The 19,354-nt window shown below is 67.0% G+C and carries 18 protein-coding genes; all 18 read left to right on the top strand.

Features of this window, described 5'->3' with window-relative positions; translation table 11 throughout:
• The first annotated feature begins 12 nt into the window (after positions 1-12).
• Positions 13-456 carry an HIT family protein gene (locus MYA_RS12165; RefSeq protein WP_011886003.1) on the top strand — a complete coding sequence of 148 codons (444 nt, stop codon included), beginning with the start codon at positions 13-15 and terminating at the stop codon, positions 454-456.
• Positions 453-866, top strand: a complete 414-nt coding sequence (locus tag MYA_RS12160; protein ID WP_011886002.1) for a gamma-butyrobetaine hydroxylase-like domain-containing protein — start codon at positions 453-455, stop codon at positions 864-866. The genes MYA_RS12165 and MYA_RS12160 overlap by 4 nt, the downstream gene beginning before the upstream one ends.
• 52 nt (positions 867-918) lie before the next feature.
• The gene (gene ubiE, locus MYA_RS12155; RefSeq protein ID WP_011886001.1) at positions 919-1,650 is read left to right on the top strand and encodes a bifunctional demethylmenaquinone methyltransferase/2-methoxy-6-polyprenyl-1,4-benzoquinol methylase UbiE; all 732 of its coding nucleotides are present in this window, start codon (positions 919-921) and stop codon (positions 1,648-1,650) included.
• Between the two features lie 41 nt (positions 1,651-1,691).
• The gene (locus MYA_RS12150) at positions 1,692-2,717 is read left to right on the top strand and encodes a Tim44 domain-containing protein (protein ID WP_011886000.1); all 1,026 of its coding nucleotides are present in this window, start codon (positions 1,692-1,694) and stop codon (positions 2,715-2,717) included.
• A 161-nt stretch (positions 2,718-2,878) separates the two neighbouring features.
• On the top strand, positions 2,879-3,505 hold the full coding sequence (locus tag MYA_RS12145; RefSeq protein WP_011885999.1) for a ubiquinone biosynthesis accessory factor UbiJ: 627 nt from the start codon (positions 2,879-2,881) through the stop codon (positions 3,503-3,505).
• A gap of 12 nt (positions 3,506-3,517) precedes the next feature.
• Positions 3,518-5,095: a ubiquinone biosynthesis regulatory protein kinase UbiB gene (gene ubiB / locus MYA_RS12140; protein WP_011885998.1), complete on the top strand. Its 1,578-nt coding sequence runs from the start codon at positions 3,518-3,520 to the stop codon at positions 5,093-5,095.
• A gap of 17 nt (positions 5,096-5,112) precedes the next feature.
• Positions 5,113-5,739 carry an SAM-dependent methyltransferase gene (locus tag MYA_RS12135; protein WP_014723623.1) on the top strand — a complete coding sequence of 209 codons (627 nt, stop codon included), beginning with the start codon at positions 5,113-5,115 and terminating at the stop codon, positions 5,737-5,739.
• Positions 5,740-5,834: 95 nt separating this feature from the next.
• A complete protein-coding gene (locus MYA_RS12130; protein WP_014723622.1) occupies positions 5,835-6,176 on the top strand; it encodes an FmdB family zinc ribbon protein in 342 nt (113 codons plus the stop codon).
• Between the two features lie 61 nt (positions 6,177-6,237).
• Positions 6,238-6,888: a DUF502 domain-containing protein gene (locus MYA_RS12125; protein ID WP_011885995.1), complete on the top strand. Its 651-nt coding sequence runs from the start codon at positions 6,238-6,240 to the stop codon at positions 6,886-6,888.
• Between the two features lie 67 nt (positions 6,889-6,955).
• Positions 6,956-8,758, top strand: coding sequence for an aspartate--tRNA ligase (aspS, locus tag MYA_RS12120; RefSeq protein ID WP_014723620.1), 1,803 nt, complete (start codon positions 6,956-6,958; stop codon positions 8,756-8,758).
• Positions 8,759-8,915: 157 nt separating this feature from the next.
• Positions 8,916-9,410 (top strand): dihydroneopterin triphosphate diphosphatase, encoded by a 495-nt coding sequence (gene nudB, locus MYA_RS12115; RefSeq protein WP_011885993.1) that lies wholly within the window; start codon positions 8,916-8,918, stop codon positions 9,408-9,410.
• On the top strand, positions 9,407-10,681 hold the full coding sequence (clsB, locus tag MYA_RS12110) for a cardiolipin synthase ClsB (protein ID WP_011885992.1): 1,275 nt from the start codon (positions 9,407-9,409) through the stop codon (positions 10,679-10,681). The genes nudB and clsB overlap by 4 nt, the downstream gene beginning before the upstream one ends.
• 189 nt (positions 10,682-10,870) lie before the next feature.
• Entirely contained in the window at positions 10,871-11,470 is a 600-nt protein-coding gene (locus MYA_RS12105) for a TetR/AcrR family transcriptional regulator (RefSeq protein ID WP_011885991.1), read from the top strand.
• Between the two features lie 57 nt (positions 11,471-11,527).
• Positions 11,528-13,315 (top strand): acyl-CoA dehydrogenase C-terminal domain-containing protein, encoded by a 1,788-nt coding sequence (locus MYA_RS12100; RefSeq protein WP_014723618.1) that lies wholly within the window; start codon positions 11,528-11,530, stop codon positions 13,313-13,315.
• Between the two features lie 113 nt (positions 13,316-13,428).
• Positions 13,429-15,864, top strand: a complete 2,436-nt coding sequence (locus MYA_RS12095; RefSeq protein WP_014723617.1) for a 3-hydroxyacyl-CoA dehydrogenase/enoyl-CoA hydratase family protein — start codon at positions 13,429-13,431, stop codon at positions 15,862-15,864.
• A gap of 26 nt (positions 15,865-15,890) precedes the next feature.
• The gene (locus MYA_RS12090) at positions 15,891-17,090 is read left to right on the top strand and encodes an acetyl-CoA C-acyltransferase (RefSeq protein WP_014723616.1); all 1,200 of its coding nucleotides are present in this window, start codon (positions 15,891-15,893) and stop codon (positions 17,088-17,090) included.
• A 91-nt stretch (positions 17,091-17,181) separates the two neighbouring features.
• Positions 17,182-17,949: an enoyl-CoA hydratase gene (locus MYA_RS12085; RefSeq protein WP_014723615.1), complete on the top strand. Its 768-nt coding sequence runs from the start codon at positions 17,182-17,184 to the stop codon at positions 17,947-17,949.
• A gap of 514 nt (positions 17,950-18,463) precedes the next feature.
• Positions 18,464-19,354, top strand: a complete 891-nt coding sequence (gene cyoA, locus MYA_RS12080) for a ubiquinol oxidase subunit II (protein ID WP_014723614.1) — start codon at positions 18,464-18,466, stop codon at positions 19,352-19,354.

The following is a 19,354-nucleotide window of genomic DNA, read 5'->3' as shown; positions in this document are numbered from 1 at the left end:
CAGGGAGCGACGATGGAATGCGTGTTTTGCCGTGAAGACGGTGGCGAGGTGCTGTGGCAGGACGACGTGCTGCGGGTCGTCCTCGCGACGGCCGAGCACGACTACCCGGGCTTCTGCCGCGTGATCTGGCGCGCGCACGTGGCCGAGTTCTCCGATCTCGGCGAGCCCGAGCGGGCACATCTGATGCGCATCGTGTATGCAGTGGAGCGCGCGGTGCGCCGCGTGATGCAGCCGAACAAGGTGAACCTCGCGAGCCTCGGCAACATGGTGCCGCACGTGCACTGGCACGTGATCCCGCGCTTCTCGAACGACGCGCACTTTCCGCAGCCGGTGTGGGCGCCGCGCCAGCGCAGCGTGTCCGAGGCGTTGCTGCGCGCGCGCGCGGCCCAGGCGTCGCTGCTGCACAATGCGGTGCGCGAAGAAATTCAACGAACCCCCGATTCGAGGCAGGCATGAGCGGTTTGACTTCCACGACGCCGATTCCGTCCGGCGTCGTCGTGCACGCGGTGTCGCGCGTGCTCGAATTGCAGTACCCGAACGGCGAGAGCTACCGGATTCCGTTCGAGCTGATGCGCGTCTATTCGCCGTCGGCCGAGGTGCGCGGCCACGGGCCCGGCCAGGAGACGCTGCAGACCGGCAAGCGCGAGGTGACCATCACCGCGCTCGAGGGCGTGGGCAACTACGCGCTGCAGCCGACCTTCTCCGACGGCCATTCGACCGGCATCTACTCGTGGGATCTGCTGTATGAACTGGCGACGCAGCAGGATGCGCTGTGGCGCGACTATTTCGACAAACTGAAGGCGGCGGGCGTCGAGCGCGATGCGCCGATGCAGGCGGCCCCCGCGCCGCACGGCCACTGCCACTGAAATCGACGGCGCCCGCTCGGCGCCGTCTTGCCATTTACTGAGGATCAACGCGATGAGCAAAACCCACTTCGGCTTCGAAAGCGTCGAGGAAACCGAAAAAGCGAAGAAAGTGGCGGGCGTGTTCCATTCGGTCGCGAGCAACTACGATCTGATGAACGACCTGATGTCGGCCGGCATGCACCGCGCGTGGAAGGCGTTCACGATCGCGCAGGCGAACGTCCGCCCCGGCTTCAAGGTGCTCGACATCGCGGCCGGCACCGGCGACCTGACCCGCGCATTCGCGAAGGCGGCCGGCCCGACGGGCGAAGTCTGGCACACCGACATCAACGAATCGATGCTGCGCGTGGGCCGCGACCGGCTGCTCGACAAGGGCGTCGTGACGCCGTCGCTGCTGTGCGATGCGGAAAAGCTGCCGTTCCCGAACAACTACTTCGACGTCGTCACCGTCGCGTTCGGGCTGCGCAACATGACGCACAAGGACGCCGCCCTCGCCGAGATGCGCCGCGTCGCGAAGCCCGGCGGCCGCGTGATGGTGCTGGAATTCTCGAAAGTGTGGGAGCCGCTGAAAAAGGCCTACGATCTTTATTCTTTCAAAGTATTACCGTGGCTTGGCGACAGGTTCGCGAAAGATGCCGACAGTTATCGGTATCTTGCTGAATCTATCCGGATGCATCCCGATCAGGACACCCTCAAGACGATGATGGAACAAGCGGGTCTCGACGCCGTCAAATATTACAATTTGTCAGGTGGCGTGGTAGCTTTACACGTAGGATCCAAGTACTAAAGGGTTCTATCCCTACATTCGTCTTACATCTGGAGAAGCTGATGTCCGAGTCGCGTTCGTTGTTCAACCGTAGCAAGCCGTCGAAGCCGTGGGCTCGACGGGTCGGCACGCTGCTGATGGTCGGCCTGCTCACGGCCGGCACGTTCGCATCGCTCGACGCCGAGGCGCGGCGCATGGGCGGCGGGCGCAGCATCGGCCGCCAGAGCTCCACCGTCACGCAGCGTCAGGCCACGCCGCCCGCCCAGCAGCCGATGCAGCAGGCCGCGCCGGCGCAGCGCACCAACCCGGCCGCTCCGGCGCCGGCCGCGCAGCCGAACCGCTCGCGCTGGCTCGGGCCGATCGCCGGTCTCGCGGCCGGCCTCGGCATCGCGGCGCTGCTGTCGCACTTCGGTCTCGGCGGCGCGTTCGCGAGCATGATGGCGAACGTCATCGTGATCGCGCTGCTCGCGATGGTCGGCATCTGGCTGATCCGCAAGTTCATGAACCGGCGCCGCCCGCACGAGCCGGCGTATTCGGCTGGCGGCTCGGCGTCGTCGGCGGGCGGTTATGCCCAGGGTTCGTCGTTCCAGCAGGGCAGCGGCGGCAACTACGCGGGCAGCGGCAGCAGCTATGCCAACGAGGCGCAAAGTGTGTTCGGCGGCGGTGCGGCGGCCGCGGGCGCGGCAGGCGCGCTCGGCGCGGCGCCGCTGCAGGTGCCGGCCGGCTTCGACACCGAAGCGTTCCTGCGCAGCGCGAAGGTCTACTTCGTGCGCCTGCAGGCGGCATGGGACCAGGGCAACATGGCCGACATCCGCGAGTTCACGACGCCCGAAATGTTCGCCGAGATCAAGATCGACCTCGATTCGCGCGGCAACGAAGCGAACCAGACCGACGTCGTGCAGCTCGACGCGGAACTGGTCGCGATCGAGGATCGCGGCATCGAGCAGGCGGCGAGCGTGCGCTTCCATGGGTTGATCCGCGAATCGGCGAACGCGTCGGCGGCGCCGTTCGAAGAGGTGTGGAACCTGTCGAAGTCGGGCGGTCAGGGCTGGCTGCTCGCGGGCATCCAGCAGCTGAACACGCACTGAACGCAGCCGGCGGCCGGCTTGCCGGCTGCTGGCGACGGTCGCCGCAGTGCGGCCGCTTGCCGCCGGCGCGTGCGGTCGAGCGCAGTCTGCCGACGATCCGACGTTACAATAGAAACCCGCGTGGGCGCCCGGCCTGCGCGGGTTTTTTCTTTCCCAGCCCGATGACCTTTGCCGCCAAGCCTTTTGCTGCTGCCGTCAATCACCTGCTCGCGCGCGAATCGTGGGCGCGTGACCGCCTGATCCCATACGCGGGCAAGACCGCCCGGCTCGTCGTGCCGCCCGTCACGCTGACGCTGCTGGTGCAGCCCGACGGTTATCTGTCCGCGGTCGACGCGCACGATGCGCAGCGCGTCGACGTGTCGATCGCACTCGCTGGCGATACGCTCGCCGCGTTCCTGCAGGGCGGCCAGGCCGCCGTGATGAAGCACGTGAAGATCGAGGGCGACGCGGAGTTCGCGACGCAGATCGCGAAGCTCGCCGAGCACCTGCGCTGGGAGCCTGAGGAAGATCTCGCGAAGCTGGTCGGCGACGCGGCGGCGCACCGGATCGCGACGGTCGTGCGCGACGCCGGCGCACGCGCGCGCCGCACCGGCCGCAACGTGCTCGATTCCGTCGCCGAGTACTGGCTCGACGAGAACCCGCAAGTCGTCCGGCGCACCGCGCTCGGCGGCTTCGACGCCGAACTGGCGCGGGCGCGCGATGCGCTCGCGCGCGTCGAGAAACGGATCGAGCGACTCGAACAAAAAATCGGCGCGCGTGCGGGTTCCAGCCTGCGCGGCGCGCACTGAGGGCCGCAGCGCATGCGCATTTTACGTTTCATCAAGATTGTCTATACCGTCATCCGTTTCGGCCTCGACGAGGTGATGCTGTCCCGGATCGACGACCGGCGCGTGAAGCTGCTGCTGCGAATCACGACGATCGGCCGCCGCTATTCGTCGCCGCCCGCGGTGCGGCTGCGTCACGCGCTCGAGAGCCTCGGCCCCATCTTCGTGAAGTTCGGCCAGGTGCTGTCGACGCGCCGCGATCTGCTGTCGGTCGATTTCGCGAACGAGCTCGCGAAGCTGCAGGACCAGGTGCCGCCGTTCGACTCGGCGGTCGCGATCGCGATCATCGAAAAGTCGCTCGGCGCGCCGGTCGACGAGCTGTTCGACGAATTCGAGCGCGAGCCGGTCGCGAGCGCGTCGATCGCGCAGGTGCATTTCGCGAAGCTCAAGCAGGGCGTGCATGCGGGCAAGGCGGTCGCGATCAAGGTGCTGCGTCCGAACATGCTGCCGGTGATCGATTCCGATCTGGCGCTGATGCGCGACATCGCGACGTGGGCCGAGCGCATGTGGGCCGACGGGCGGCGCCTGAAGCCGCGCGAGGTCGTCGCCGAGTTCGACAAGTACCTGCATGACGAGCTGGACCTGATGCGCGAGGCCGCGAACGGCAGCCAGCTGCGCCGCAACTTCGCCGGGCTCGACCTGCTGCTGGTGCCCGAGATGTTCTGGGATTTCTCGACGTCGCAGGTGCTCGTGATGGAGCGCATGACCGGCGTGCCGATCAGCCAGGTCGAAACGCTGCGCAGCGCGGGCGTCGACATCAAGAAGCTCGCGCGCGAAGGCGTCGAGATCTTCTTCACGCAGGTGTTCCGCGACGGTTTCTTCCACGCCGACATGCATCCGGGCAACATCCAGGTGAGCCTCGATCCGAACACGTTCGGCCGCTACGTCGCGCTCGATTTCGGGATCGTCGGCGCGCTGTCCGATTTCGACAAGAACTACCTCGCGCAGAACTTCCTCGCATTCTTCAAGCGCGATTACCATCGCGTCGCGACGCTGCACCTCGAATCGGGCTGGGTGCCGCCCGAGACGCGCGTCGAGGAGCTCGAAAGCGCGATCCGCGCGGTGTGCGAGCCGTACTTCGACCGCGCGCTGAAGGACATCTCGCTCGGCCAGGTGCTGATGCGCCTGTTCTCCACGTCGCGCCGGTTCAACGTCGAGATCCAGCCGCAGCTGGTGCTGCTGCAGAAGACGATGCTCAACGTCGAGGGGCTCGGCCGTTCGCTCGACCCCGAGCTCGACCTGTGGAAGACCGCGAAGCCGTATCTCGAGCGCTGGATGACCGAGCAGATCGGTCTGCGCGGCTGGTACGAGCGCTTCAAGGTCGAGGCGCCGCAATGGAGCAAGACGCTGCCGCAGCTGCCGCGCCTGATCCACCACGCGCTGGCCGAACGACAAGATGGCACGCGCGCGGCGAGCGACGATCTGATGCGTCAGATCCTCCTCGAGCAGAAGCGCACCAACCGGCTGCTGCAGGCGCTGCTGATCTTCGGTCTGGCCGTCGGCGTTGGCGCGCTCGTCGCGCGCGTGCTGCTCGCGCTCACGTACGGCGCATGACCGACAGGAGCCGAGCGATGTCCAACCCGACCCAACCGCCGCCGCCGAGCGCCGCCGACTTCGCGACGCGCGATCCGGCCAATGCTTCGTTCTGGGACGAGCGCTTCGCGCGCGGCGTGACGCCGTGGGAATTCGGCGGCGTGCCCGACGGGTTCCGCGCGTTCGCGCAGCGCCGCGCGCCGTGTACGGTGCTGATTCCCGGCTGCGGCAGCGCGCAGGAGGCCGGCTGGCTCGCGCAGGCCGGCTGGCCGGTGCGCGCGATCGATTTCGCCGAGCAGGCGGTCGCCGCCGCGAAGGCGACGCTCGGTGCGCATGCGGACGTCGTCGAGCAGGCGGATTTTTTCGCGTACCAGCCGCCGTTCGTCGTGCAGTGGGTGTACGAGCGCGCGTTCCTGTGCGCGCTGCCGCCGAGCCTGCGCGCCGGCTACGCGGCGCGGATGGCCGAACTGCTGCCGGCCGGCGGATTGCTGGCCGGCTATTTCTTCGTGATGAAGAAGCCGAAGGGGCCGCCGTTCGGCATCGAGCGCGCCGAGCTCGACGCCTTGCTGGCGCCCTCGTTCGAACTGATCGAGGAGCTGCCGGTGACCGATTCGCTGCCCGTGTTCGATGGGCACGAGCGCTGGCTCACGTGGCGCCGTCGCTGAACGCCGCGCGTCGCTGCCGTTGCCGGAGCGCGCCGGGGTTTCGGCTATAATTCAAGGTTTTGCAAGCCGTTTCCAGTTTCTGCGGGAAAAATATCATGCCGATCTACGCCTATCGATGCGAAGCGTGCGGTTTCGCGAAAGACGTGCTCCAGAAGATGAGCGATGCGCCGCTGTCGCAATGCCCCGAATGCGGGAAGGATGCTTTTCGCAAGCAGGTCACCGCCGCCGGCTTCCAGCTGAAGGGTTCCGGCTGGTACGTCACCGATTTCCGCGGTGGCTCGGGCGGCACCAGCGCGCCGGCGTCGACGTCCGGCGAAGCGGGCAGCGCCGCGGGCGGTGCAGCCCCGGCTGCGGCCGCGCCGGCTGCCGCGAGCACCGAAAGCACGACGACGAGCGCCGCGCCGGCCCCGGCCGCGACGCCCGCCGCCGGCACTTGACAGTCGCGGCCCGGCCGGGCCGCGCTCACACCGCGCTCGAGGCGCGGTTCATTGACGGCAGATGATGAAAAAGACGACCCTGAAATCGGTGTTTCTGACCGGCCTGCTGGTCCTCGTCCCGCTTGCGATCACGCTGTGGGTGCTCGGCCTCATCATCGGCACGATGGACCAGACGCTGCTGCTGCTGCCCGAGTCGTGGCAGCCGGAGCGGCTGCTCGGCTTTCACCTGCCGGGCATCGGCGCGGTGCTGACGCTCGCGTTCATCTTCGTCGTCGGGCTGGCCACGCGCAACTTCATCGGCCAGAAGCTCGTCACGTGGTGGAACGCGGTGGTGCGCCACATCCCGGTGGTCGGCCCGATCTACACGAGCGTCAAGCAGGTGTCGGACACGCTGCTGTCGAGCAGCGGCAACGCGTTCCGCAAGGCGCTGTTGATCGAATACCCGCGCCGCGGCTCGTATACGATCGCGTTCCTGACCGGCACGCCGGGCGGCGACGTGGTCAACCATCTGACGGAAGAATTCGTGAGCGTGTACGTGCCCACGACGCCGAACCCGACGTCGGGCTTCTTCCTGATGCTGCCGAAGAGCGAAGTCATCGAACTCGACATGTCGGTCGATGCCGCGCTCAAGTACATCGTCTCGATGGGCGTCGTGGCGCCCCCGGCGCCGGTTCCTGCGCCCGCCCGCCGTCCCGTCGAGCCGCCGCTGTAACCAACGTATCATCGCCCGGGCCGCGCGCTGCGGCGCCCGTTGATCAAACCGAACGAAAGCAAACATCATGTCGATGCGTACTGAATACTGCGGTCTCGTGACCGAACACCTGCTGGGCCAAACCGTGTCGCTGTGCGGCTGGGTGCAGCGCCGCCGCGATCACGGCGGTGTGATCTTCATCGACCTGCGCGATCGTGAAGGCCTCGTGCAGGTGGTCTGCGACCCGGATCGCGCGGAAATGTTCGCGACCGCCGAAGGCGTGCGCAACGAGTTCTGCGTGCAGATCAAGGGGCTGGTGCGCAACCGTCCGGAAGGCACGGTCAACGCGGGGCTGAAGAGCGGCAAGATCGAAGTGCTGTGCCACGAGCTGATCGTGCTGAACGCGTCGGTCACGCCGCCGTTCCAGCTCGACGACGACAACCTGTCGGAAACGACGCGCCTCACGCACCGCGTGCTCGACCTGCGCCGCCCGCAGATGCAGCACAACCTGCGTCTGCGCTACCGCGTCGCGATCGAGGCGCGCAAGTACCTCGACGAGCAGGGCTTCATCGACATCGAAACGCCGATGCTCACGAAGAGCACGCCGGAAGGCGCGCGCGACTACCTGGTGCCGTCGCGCGTGAACGCGGGCCAGTTCTTCGCGCTGCCGCAGTCGCCGCAGCTGTTCAAGCAGCTGCTGATGGTCGCGAACTTCGACCGTTACTACCAGATCACCAAGTGTTTCCGCGACGAGGACCTGCGTGCCGACCGTCAGCCGGAATTCACGCAGATCGACTGCGAAACCTCGTTCCTCGGCGAGCAGGAAATCCGCGATCTGTTCGAAGACATGATCCGTCACATCTTCAAGACGACGATCGACGTCGAGCTCGACGCGAAATTCCCGGTGATGCCGTACTCGGAAGCGATGGCGCGTTTCGGCTCGGACAAGCCGGACCTGCGCGTGAAGCTCGAATTCACCGAGCTGACCGACGCGATGAAGGACGTCGACTTCAAGGTGTTCAGCACGCCGGCCAATGCGAAGGACGGCCGTGTCGCGGCGCTGCGCGTGCCGAAGGGCGGCGAGCTGTCGCGCGGCGACATCGACGGCTACACGGAATTCGTGCGCATCTACGGCGCGAAGGGCCTCGCGTGGATCAAGGTCAATGAGAAGGCGAAGGGCCGCGACGGCCTGCAAAGCCCGATCGTCAAGAACCTGCACGACGCGTCGATCGCGGCGATCCTCGAGCGCACCGGCGCTGAAGACGGCGACATCATCTTCTTCGCGGCCGACCGCGCGAAGGTCGTGAACGACAGCCTCGGCGCACTGCGCCTGAAGATCGGCCACTCGGAATTCGGCAAGGCGAACGGCCTCGTTCAGGCCGGCTGGAAGCCGCTGTGGGTCGTCGACTTCCCGATGTTCGAATACGACGACGAAGACGCGCGCTACGTCGCCGCTCACCACCCGTTCACGAGCCCGAAGGACGAGCACCTCGAGTACCTCGAGACCGATCCGGGCCGTTGCCTCGCGAAGGCGTACGACATGGTGCTGAACGGCTGGGAAATCGGCGGCGGCTCGGTGCGGATCCACCGCGAGGAAGTGCAGAGCAAGGTGTTCCGCGCGCTGAAGATCGGTGCGGAAGAAGCGCAGGCGAAGTTCGGCTTCCTGCTCGACGCGCTGCAATACGGCGCGCCGCCGCACGGCGGTATCGCGTTCGGTCTCGACCGCATCGTCACGATGATGGCCGGCGCCGACTCGATCCGCGACGTGATCGCGTTCCCGAAGACGCAGCGCGCGCAGGATCTGCTCACGCAGGCGCCGAGCCCGGTCGACGAGCGCCAGCTGCGCGAGCTGCACATCCGCCTGCGCCAGCCGGAACAGCCGAAGGCGTAAGTTCGCAGTCATGCGTGTGCGCGGCGACGCGCACACGCGCACCCGATGAAAGAGGCGCATCCGATGCGCCTTTTTCGTTTTTTGCGGTACAGTCGCAGCACTTGCCGCCCGTTCCGGCACAGGCCCGGCGCACGGCCCTGTGCCGCATGAAACAACGATGACGAAGCCGCCGAAAATCCCCGAATCCGTTCTCGTCGTGATCTACACGCCCGAACTCGACGTGCTGGTGATCAAGCGCGCCGATCAGCCCGACTTCTGGCAATCGGTGACCGGCTCGAAGGACACGCCCGACGAGCCGCTCGCGCTCACCGCCGCGCGGGAAGTCGTCGAGGAAACCGGCATCGCGGTCGGCTCGCACGACGTGCCGGCCGCCGCGCTGACCGACTGGCGCCATCGGATCGAATACGCGATCTATCCGCAATACCTGCATCGCTATGCGCCGGGCGTCACGCGCAACGTCGAGCACTGGTTCGGGCTGTGCGTGCCGCGGCGTGTCGACGTGACGCTGTCGCCGCGCGAGCACGTCGACTACGCGTGGCTGCCGTACCGTGAAGCGGCCGCGCGCTGCTTTTCGCCGTCGAACGCCGAGGCGATCCTGCAACTGCCGGTGCGCGTCGCGCTCGCCGGCGCGACGCACGGCTCGTCCGCATGAATGGGCAGGCCCGCAAGCGCTTCGCGCAATTGCGGCAGATGTTCCTGCAGGAGCGCGGCTCCGCATCGCGGCTCGCGTTCACGACCGGCAACACGGTGCGGCTGTGCGAAACCGGCGCCGAATTCTTCCACGCGCTGATCGAGCGGATCGACGCGGCGCGCGAGCAGGTGATGCTCGAAACCTACATCTTCTGCGACGACGCGGCCGGCCGGCCGGTGTCGGACGCATTGATCCGCGCGACGCAGCGCGGCGTGCGCGTGCGCGTGATCACCGACGGCGTCGGCACCGCGCGCCTGCCGCTGTTCGACGCCTGGGCCGCGGCCGGCGTCGAGCACAGCATCTACAACCGCTATCTGTTCGGCCGCTTCGGCTTCTCGCGCACGCACCGCAAGCTCGCGGTGATCGATCATGCGGTCGCGTTCTGCGGCGGCATCAACATCGTCGACGACTACACGCAGGGCAGCGCGACGCTGCCGTTTCCGCGCTGGGATTTCGCGGTCGAGATGGCCGGGCCGGCGGTGGCCGACGTGCGCGCCGCGTTCGAGCTGCAATGGCACCGCATCCGCTTCGGCCACAAGCCGTATGCGCAGTACGCGGCCGGGCTGCACGGCGGCGAAGCGTTCCCGGACATGTTCCGGCGCTGGATGCGCAACCATCGCTGGATCAAGGCCGGCGCGCTGCGGGTCGTGACCGAGCCGAGCGTCGCGTTCGTCGCGCGCGACAACGTCGTGAACCGCCGCGCGATCGAGAAGGCGTATCTCGCCGCGATCGGCAAGGCGCGCGCGCAGATCCTGCTCGCGAATCCTTATTTCATGCCGGGTCGCAAGCTGCGCCGCGCATTGACGCGCGCGGCGCGCCGCGGCGTCGACGTGCGCATCCTGATCGGCCGCAAGGAGTTCACCGCGCTCGACGCCGCGGTGCCGTTCCTGTACCACGCGCTGCTGCGCGCCGGCGTGCGCGTGGCGGAATACGACAAGACGATCCTGCATGGCAAGGTGGCCGTGATCGACGACAATTGGGCGACGGTCGGTTCGTCGAATCTGGACGCGTTGAGCCTGATGTTGAACAATGAGGCCAACGTGGTGCTGGTGCGCTACGACAAGGTCACCAACGAGCTGCGCGACGCGATCGGCGCCGCGTTCGCCGAAGGCCGCGAAATCGACGCCGCGCTGTACGCGACGCGGCCGCGCATCGAGCGTATCCTGAACTGGCTCGCGTACAACACGTACCGCCTCGTGATGAAGGCGCTGACGGTCGGCGGTTACGACTAAGCGCCCGCTTCAAAAATCTGTCCGCACGTTCGTGCGGAAAAGCCGCTCCGGTCCCGCCGGAATCGCGCAAAATAGCGGCTCGGTTAGACACCGGTTTCTAATAATTTCCTTGTTTCACGAGCGGCCGCACTCAATAATAGTACGGCCGTTCGATTTTATTCGACCCCCCGAACGGTTACAGAAAAAGCTATGCGAAAAGGCGAACAGACGCGTGCCGCGATACTCGAAGCTGCTTTGGATCTCGCCAGCCGTGACGGGCTGGAGGGGCTGACGATCGGCCTGCTGGCCGAGCGCATGCAGATGAGCAAGAGCGGCGTGTTCGCGCACTTCGGATCGCGCGAGGATCTGCAGGTCGAGGTCGTCCGCGAATATCACCATCGTTTCGAGAACGAGGTGTTCTTTCCGAGCCTGCGCGAGCCGCGCGGTTTGCCGCGCCTGCGGGCGATGCTGGCGCGCTGGATCGAGAAGCGCATCCAGGAGGTGACGACTGGCTGCATCTACATCAGCGGGGCCGTCGAGTACGACGACCGGCCGGACAGCCCGGTGCGCGAGCAGTTGATCGCGAGCGTGACCGCCTGGCGTGCCGCGTTGCTGCGCGCCATTTCGCAGGCGAAGGAAGAGGGTCATCTGCGTGCGGATTCCGATCCGGACCTGATGCTCTTCGAGTTGTACAGCTTCACGCTCGGCCTGCATCACGACGCACGCTTCCTGCATTCGCCGGATGCCGTGCGCCTCACGTGGGCCGCGCTGGAAAAGACGATCGTTTCGTATCAGAGCGAGAGCCGTTAGCGGCGCGGGAACCGCCGCCAGGAGCTCGAGCCGTTTTGCCCACCTTTGGAGAGAGTCATGGGACAGTACGCCGCGCCGCTGCGCGACATGCAATTCGTGTTGCACGAGCTTCTGAACGTCGAAGCCGAGGTCAAGCAAATGCCGCGGCATGCGGACCTCGACGCCGACACGATCAACCAGGTCCTGGAGGAAGCGGGCAAGTTCTGCTCAGAGGTGCTGTTCCCGCTGAACCAGGTCGGCGATCGCGAAGGCTGCACCTATGAAGGCGACGGCGTCGTGAAGACGCCGACCGGCTTCAAGGAAGCGTACCGCCAGTACGTCCAGGCCGGCTGGCCCGCGCTCGGCTGCGACCCGGAATACGGCGGCCAGGGCCTGCCCGCGTTCGTCAACAACGCGCTCTACGAAATGCTGAACTCGGCGAACCAGGCCTGGACGATGTATCCCGGCCTGTCGCACGGCGCGTACGAATGCCTGCACGCCCACGGCGCGCCGGAGCTGCAGCAGCAATATCTGCCGAAGCTCGTGTCCGGCGAATGGACCGGCACGATGTGCCTGACCGAGCCGCACTGCGGCACCGACCTCGGCATCCTGCGCACCAAGGCCGAACCGAACGGCGACGGCTCGTACTCGATCAGCGGCACGAAGATCTTCATCTCGAGCGGCGAGCACGACATGTCGAAGAACATCGTCCACCTCGTGCTCGCGCGCCTGCCGGACGCGCCGCAAGGCACCAAGGGCATCTCGCTGTTCATCGTGCCGAAGTTCATTCCGGACGCGTCGGGCGAGCCGGGCGAGCGCAACGGCATCAAGTGCGGTTCGATCGAGCACAAGATGGGCATCCACGGCAACTCGACGTGCGTGATGAACCTCGACGGCGCGAAGGGCTGGATGGTCGGCGAGCCGAACAAGGGCCTCAACGCGATGTTCGTGATGATGAATGCCGCGCGCCTGGGCGTCGGCATGCAGGGCCTCGGTCTCACCGAAGTGGCGTACCAGAACTCGCTGACCTACGCGAAGGAACGCCTGCAGATGCGCTCGCTGACCGGCCCGAAGGCGCCGGACAAGCCGGCCGACCCGATCATCGTCCACCCGGACGTGCGCCGCATGCTGCTCACGCAGAAGGCCTATGCGGAAGGCGCGCGCGCGTTCACGTACTGGTCGGCGCTGCAGATCGACAAGGAGCTGTCGCACGCCGACGAAGCGGTGCGCAAGGAAGCCGCCGACCTCGTCGCGCTGCTCACGCCGATCATCAAGGCGTTCCTGACCGACAACGCGTTCGAGTCGACCAACCACGCGATGCAGATCTACGGCGGCCACGGCTTCATCTCCGAGTGGGGCATGGAGCAGTACGTGCGCGACGCGCGGATCAACATGATCTACGAAGGCACGAACTCGATCCAGTCGCTCGACCTGCTGGGCCGCAAGGTGCTCGGCGACATGGGCGCGAAGCTGAAGAAGTTCGGCAAGCTCGTGACCGAGTTCGCGGAAGCCGAAGGCGTGAAGCCGGAGATGGCCGAGTTCATCAACCCGCTCGCCGACATCGGCGAGAAGGTGCAGAAGCTGACGATGGAAATCGGCATGAAGGCGATGCAGAACCCGGACGAAGTCGGCGCGGCTGCCGTGCCGTACCTGCGCACCGTCGGTCATCTGGTGTTCTCGTACTTCTGGGCGCGCATGGCGCGCATCGCGCTCGATCACGAAGCGTCGGGCGACCCCTTCTACAAGTCGAAGCTCGCGACGGCCCGCTTCTACTTCGCGCGCCTGCTGCCCGAAACGGCCGCGACGATCCGCGCCGCGCGCGCCGGTTCGAAGACGCTGATGGAAGTCGACGAATCGCTGTTCTGACGCGAGTCCGGGCGGTGCGCATCGCGCGCCGCCCGAACGCAACGGTTCCTGGTACTCACTTCGCCGCGCAGCCCTCATAACCCGCGCTGCACGGCACTATCCGGAGACATCCCGTGAGCAATTTTCTGATTCGCAAGGTCGCCGTGCTCGGCGCCGGCGTGATGGGCGCGCAGATCGCCGCGCATCTCGTCAACGCGCGCGTGCCGGTGCTGCTGTTCGACCTGCCGGCCAAGGAAGGCCCGAAAAACGCGATCGCGCTGAAGGCGATCGAGAATCTGAAGAAGCTGTCGCCCGCGCCGTTCGGCGTGAAGGACGACGCGAAATACCTCGAAGCCGCGAACTACGAGGACGACATCGCGAAGCTGGCCGAATGCGACGTCGTGATCGAAGCGATCGCCGAGCGGATGGACTGGAAGCACGACCTGTACAAGAAGGTCGCCCCGCATATCGCGCCGAACGCGATCTTCGCGACCAACACGTCGGGCCTGTCGATCACGAAGCTGTCCGAAGGTTTCTCCGACGAGCTGAAGGCGCGCTTCTGCGGCGTGCACTTCTTCAACCCGCCGCGCTACATGCACCTCGTCGAGCTGATCCCGACCGCGCATACGCGCCCGGAGATCCTCGACCAGCTCGAGACGTTCCTGACGAGCGTCGTCGGCAAGGGCGTCGTGCGCGCGAAGGACACGCCGAACTTCATCGCGAACCGCGTCGGCATCTTCTCGATCCTCGCGGTGATCGCCGAGGCCGCGAAGTTCGGCCTGCGCTTCGACGAAGTCGACGATCTGACCGGCGCCCGCCTCGGCCGCGCGAAGTCGGCGACGTTCCGCACCGCGGACGTGGTCGGCCTCGACACGATGGCGCACGTGATCAAGACGATGCAGGACAACCTCGCCGACGATCCGTTCTTCCCGGTCTACGAAACGCCCGCGGTGCTCGCCGAACTGGTGAAGCAGGGCGCGCTCGGCCAGAAGACCGGCGGCGGCTTCTACAAGAAGGAAGGCAAGGCGATCAAGGTGCTCGACGCGAAGACGGGCACCTACGTCGACTCGGGTGCTAAGGCGGACGAAACCGTCGGCCGCATCCTGAAGCGCCCGCCGGCGGAACGCCTGAAACTGCTGCGTGAGACGGACCATCCGCACGCGCAGTTCCTGTGGTCGATCTTCCGCGACGTGTTCCACTACATCGGCGTGCACCTCGAGTCGATCGCCGACAACGCGCGCGACGTCGACCTCGCGATCCGCTGGGGCTTCGGCTGGAACGAAGGTCCGTTCGAAGGCTGGCAGGCCGCCGGCTGGAAGCAGGTCGCCGAGTGGGTGCAGGAAGACATCGCGGCCGGCAAGGCGCTCGCCAACGTGCCGCTGCCGTCGTGGGTGCTCGAAGGCCCGGTCGCCGAGAAGGGCGGCGTGCATACGGCCGAGGGCTCGTGGGCGCCGGCGTCGAAGCGCTTCGTGCCGCGCTCGGACCTCGCCGTCTACCGCAAGCAGGTGTTCCGCGCTCCGCTGATCGGCGAAACTGGCGCTGACCCGAAGACCTACGGCAAGACGCTGTTCGAAACCGACGCGGTGCGCGCGTGGGTCGACGACCGCGCGGGCGAGGACGACGTCGTGATCGTGTCGTTCAAGTCGAAGATGAACACGATCGGGCCGAGTGTGATCGACGGCCTCGTGCAGGCGATCGAGCTCGCGGAGCAGGATTACAAGGGCGTCGTGATCTGGCAGCCGACGTCGCTGAAGCTCGGCACGCCGGGCGGTCCGTTCTCGGCCGGCGCGAACCTCGAGGAGGCGATGCCCGCGTTCATGATGGGCGGCGCGAAGGGCATCGAGCCGTTCGTGAAGAAGTTCCAGGAAGGCATGCTGCGCGTGAAGTACGCGAACGTGCCGGTGGTCGCGGCCGTGTCGGGCATCGCGCTCGGCGGCGGTTGCGAGCTGATGCTGCACAGCGCGAAGCGCGTCGTGCACGTCGAGAGCTACATCGGGCTCGTCGAAGTGGGCGTCGGCCTCGTGCCGGCCGGCGGCGGCCTGAAGGAAGCGGCGCTGCGCGCGGCGGACGCCGCCACGGCCGCGAACGCGACGACCGACATCCTCAAGTTCGTCACTAAGTCGTTCGAGAACGCTGCGATGGCGAAGGTGTCGAGCTCGGCGCACGATGCGCGCGCGATGGGCTACGTGAAGCCGTCCGACACGATCGTCTTCAACGTGTTCGAGCTGCTCGACACTGCGAAGAAGGAAGCGCGCGCGCTGGCCGCGACCGGTTATCGCGCGCCGTTGCGCGCGAAGGACGTGCCGGTCGCCGGCCGCTCGGCGATCGCGACGATCAAGGCGTCGCTCGTCAACATGCGCGACGGCCGCTTCATCAGCGACCACGACTTCCTGATCGCGAGCCGCATCGCCGAAGTGGTGTGCGGCGGCGACGTCGAAGCCGGCAGCCTCGTCGACGAGCAATGGCTGCTCGCGCTCGAGCGCCGCGCGTTCGTCGAGCTGCTCGGCACGCAGAAGACGCAGGAGCGGATCATGGGCATGTTGCAGACCGGCAAGCCGGTGCGTAACTGAGTGAGCGAGCCGACAAGGAGCTTCAAATGAGCAAACAACTGCAAGACGCATACATCGTCGCCGCCAGTCGCACCCCGATCGGCAAGGCCCCGCGCGGTGTCTTCAAGAACACGCGCCCCGACGAGATGCTGGTTCACGCGATCAAGTCGACGATCGCGCAGGTGCCGGGCTTCGACACGAAGCTGATCGAGGACGCGATCATCGGCTGTGCGATTCCCGAAGCCGAGCAGGGACTGAACGTCGCGCGGATGGGCGCGCTGCTCGCCGGGCTGCCGCAGACGGTCGGCGGCGTGACGGTCAACCGCTTCTGCGCGTCGGGCATCACGGCGCTCGCGATGGCGGCCGACCGCATTCGCGTCGGCGAGTCGGAGGCGCTGCTCGCGGGCGGCTGCGAATCGATGAGCATGGTGCCGATGATGGGCAACAAGCCGTCGATGTCGCCGCACATCTTCGATCGCAGCGAAGACTTCGGCATCGCGTACGGCATGGGCCTGACCGCCGAGCGCGTGGCCGAGCAGTGGAAGGTGAGCCGTGAAGACCAGGACGCATTCTCGGTCGAATCGCACCGCAAGGCGCTCGCCGCGCAGCAGGCCGGCGAATTCGGCGACGAGATCGCCGCGTACACGATCACCGAGCGCTTCCCGAACCTCGCGACCGGCGAAGTCGACGTGAAGACCCGCGAGATCGCGCTCGACGAAGGCCCGCGTGCCGATACGTCGCTCGAGGGCCTCGCGAAGCTGCGCACGGTGTTCGCGAACAAGGGCTCGGTCACGGCCGGCAACAGCTCGCAGACGTCCGACGGCGCGGGCGCGCTGCTGGTCGTGTCGGAGAAGGTGCTGAAGGAGTTCAACCTGACGCCGCTCGCGCGTTTCGTGAGCTTCGCGGTGCGCGGCGTGCCGCCGCAAATCATGGGCATCGGGCCGAAGGAAGCGATCCCGGCCGCGCTGAAGGCAGCGGGCCTGAAGCAGGACGACATCGACTGGATCGAGCTGAACGAGGCGTTCGCCGCGCAATCGCTGGCGGTGATCCGCGATCTCGGCCTCGATCCGTCGAAGGTCAACCCGGTGGGCGGCGCGATCGCGCTCGGCCATCCGCTCGGCGCGACCGGCGCGATCCGCGCGGCGACCGTCGTGCACGGGCTGCGCCGCCGCAACCTGAAGTACGGGATGGTCACGATGTGCGTCGGCACCGGCATGGGTGCGGCGGGCATCATCGAACGCCTGTAAGCGGGACGCGACGAGCAGCGACGACGGTGCGCGGGCCACGAGCTCGCGCACCGTTTTTCATTCCGGTAGGGGAAAGTCAAAGGAGACGGTTGTGGCCGAAATTCAAGTGGAGCGCGCCGACGGCGTGATCACGATCACGATCGCGCGGGCGGCGAAGAAGAACGCGCTGACCGCGGCGATGTACCAGACGATGGCCGATGCGCTCGCCGATGCGCACGAGGACAACGCGATCCGCGCGATCCTGCTGCGCGGCGGCGACGGCAATTTCAGCTCGGGGAACGATCTCGAGGATTTCCTGAAGGCGCCGCCGACGGACGAGCACGCGCCGGTGTTCCAGTTCCTCGGCCGCATCAGCGGCGCGGCGAAGCCGATCGTCGCGGCGGTGCCGGGCATCGCGGTCGGCGTCGGCGTGACGATGCTGCTGCACTGCGATCTCGTCTATGCGGCCGACACCGCGACGTTCTCGCTGCCGTTCGCGCAGCTCGGGCTGTGCCCGGAGGCCGCGTCGAGCGTGCTGTTGCCGCGGCTGGCCGGACATCAGATCGCCGCCGAAAAGCTGCTGCTCGGCGAGCCGTTCGACGCGCTTGAGGCGCACCGGATCGGCATCGTCAATCGCGTGCTGCCGGCGGCCGAACTCGACGCGTTCGCGGCGAAGCAGGCCGCGAAGCTGGCGGCGCTGCCCGCGTCGTCGCTGCGCGTGACGAAGGCGCTGCTCAAGGATACCGGCGGCGTCGCGGTGGCCGCGCGGATGGCGGAGGAGGCTGCGCATTTCTCGGCGATGCTGCGCGCGCCGGAAGCGCGCGAGGCGATGACGGCCTTTTTCGAGAAGCGGAAGCCGGATTTTCGGCAATTCGACTGATACGCGGCGCGAACGCTTCGCGATCCAGAACGAGCGCGCGGCCCGGCGCGGCCGAGCGGGACGCTCGGGCCGGCCGGCGGCTCGCCGCGCGGCCCGTCATCTGCGCGTAGGGAAGACGCGCCGAGCGGCATCTCGGTTCGATCCCGCATCGCCGCGCGTTCGCGTGGCACGCCATACCGCGGCAATCGTCGCCGATCGCCGCGCGCGATCGTCCCCCATATCTACCGTGCTTCCCGCCGACACCCACGTCGCGGTGTAGCGCCTTCGCTCCTGCCCCCAGCCTGAACGCGGCCCCCCGCCGCGCCGCGAGCCCCGGCGAACGCGGCAACCGCCAAAAATCCCGCCCCGCCTACCGCGACCCGCTCCCGCTCGCAACGGCAAACCTTGTCTGCCGTCAAGTTGCGCTGCCGCAAATTTCCGTACAGTTCGCGGTCGGGTCGCCGCGGCCGGCTGCGTCGCGCGACGGCGGCGCGCGACCGGTGGTACTCCTCAACGACAATCAGGCGAACGAACAATGATCGGACGAATCACCGGCGGGGCGCGTGCGGCACCCGCCATCGGGCTGCTGGCTGGACTCGCCGGATGCAGCGACCTCCACGTGCTCGATCCGAAGGGCGCCGTCGGCGTCGCGGAAAAGTCGCTGATCGCGACGGCCACGTGGACGATGCTGATCGTCGTGGTCCCGGTGATCCTGCTCACGCTGTGGTTTGCATGGCGCTATCGCGCATCCAACCGCAACGCGACCTACGCGCCGAACTGGTCGCACTCGACCGCGATCGAAGTCGTGATCTGGACGGTCCCGACGCTGATCATCCTGTTCCTCGGCGTGCTCACGTGGCGCACGACGCACGAACTCGACCCGTACCGGCCGCTCGAGTCGTCGGTCAAGCCGATCGACGTCGAAGTCGTCGCGCTCGACTGGAAGTGGCTGTTCATCTATCCGCAGCTCGGCATCGCGTCGGTGAACCAGCTCGCGATTCCCGTCGGCACGCCGGTGAACTTCCGCATCACGTCCGATTCGGTGATGAATTCGTTCTTCATCCCGCAGCTCGGCACGCAGGTCTATGCGATGGCCGGCATGCAGACGCGCCTGCACCTGATCGCCGACGAAGCCGGCGACTACGCCGGCGTGTCCGCGAACTACAGCGGTCGCGGCTTCTCGGACATGAAGTTCCGCACGCTCGCCGAGCCGCGCGAGCAGTTCGACGCGTGGGTGCAGAAAGTGAAGGCGTCGGCGGACCGGCTCGACATGACCGCGTACGGCACGGTCGCGCAGCCGAGCGAGAAGGCGCCGGTGCGCTATTTCTCGTCGGTGGACCCGAAGCTGTTCCACAACATCATCGCGAAGTACAACAACGGCCATGTCCTCGATCCGAAGGACGCCGCCTGCACGACGAAGGGGTAA

The organism is Burkholderia sp. KJ006, from assembly GCF_000262695.1.
Classification (GTDB): Bacteria; Pseudomonadota; Gammaproteobacteria; order Burkholderiales; family Burkholderiaceae; genus Burkholderia; species Burkholderia vietnamiensis.
This window is presented reverse-complemented; position numbering and strand designations above follow the sequence as displayed.

Coding starts and splice junctions, on each gene's coding strand:
- MYA_RS12165 (WP_011886003.1), top strand. CDS start 13: ATGGAATGCGTGTTTTGCCGTGAAGACGGTGGCGAGGTGCTGTGGCAG.
- MYA_RS12160 (WP_011886002.1), top strand. CDS start 453: ATGAGCGGTTTGACTTCCACGACGCCGATTCCGTCCGGCGTCGTCGTG.
- ubiE (WP_011886001.1), top strand. CDS start 919: ATGAGCAAAACCCACTTCGGCTTCGAAAGCGTCGAGGAAACCGAAAAA.
- MYA_RS12150 (WP_011886000.1), top strand. CDS start 1,692: ATGTCCGAGTCGCGTTCGTTGTTCAACCGTAGCAAGCCGTCGAAGCCG.
- MYA_RS12145 (WP_011885999.1), top strand. CDS start 2,879: ATGACCTTTGCCGCCAAGCCTTTTGCTGCTGCCGTCAATCACCTGCTC.
- ubiB (WP_011885998.1), top strand. CDS start 3,518: ATGCGCATTTTACGTTTCATCAAGATTGTCTATACCGTCATCCGTTTC.
- MYA_RS12135 (WP_014723623.1), top strand. CDS start 5,113: ATGTCCAACCCGACCCAACCGCCGCCGCCGAGCGCCGCCGACTTCGCG.
- MYA_RS12130 (WP_014723622.1), top strand. CDS start 5,835: ATGCCGATCTACGCCTATCGATGCGAAGCGTGCGGTTTCGCGAAAGAC.
- MYA_RS12125 (WP_011885995.1), top strand. CDS start 6,238: ATGATGAAAAAGACGACCCTGAAATCGGTGTTTCTGACCGGCCTGCTG.
- aspS (WP_014723620.1), top strand. CDS start 6,956: ATGTCGATGCGTACTGAATACTGCGGTCTCGTGACCGAACACCTGCTG.
- nudB (WP_011885993.1), top strand. CDS start 8,916: ATGACGAAGCCGCCGAAAATCCCCGAATCCGTTCTCGTCGTGATCTAC.
- clsB (WP_011885992.1), top strand. CDS start 9,407: ATGAATGGGCAGGCCCGCAAGCGCTTCGCGCAATTGCGGCAGATGTTC.
- MYA_RS12105 (WP_011885991.1), top strand. CDS start 10,871: ATGCGAAAAGGCGAACAGACGCGTGCCGCGATACTCGAAGCTGCTTTG.
- MYA_RS12100 (WP_014723618.1), top strand. CDS start 11,528: ATGGGACAGTACGCCGCGCCGCTGCGCGACATGCAATTCGTGTTGCAC.
- MYA_RS12090 (WP_014723616.1), top strand. CDS start 15,891: ATGAGCAAACAACTGCAAGACGCATACATCGTCGCCGCCAGTCGCACC.
- cyoA (WP_014723614.1), top strand. CDS start 18,464: ATGATCGGACGAATCACCGGCGGGGCGCGTGCGGCACCCGCCATCGGG.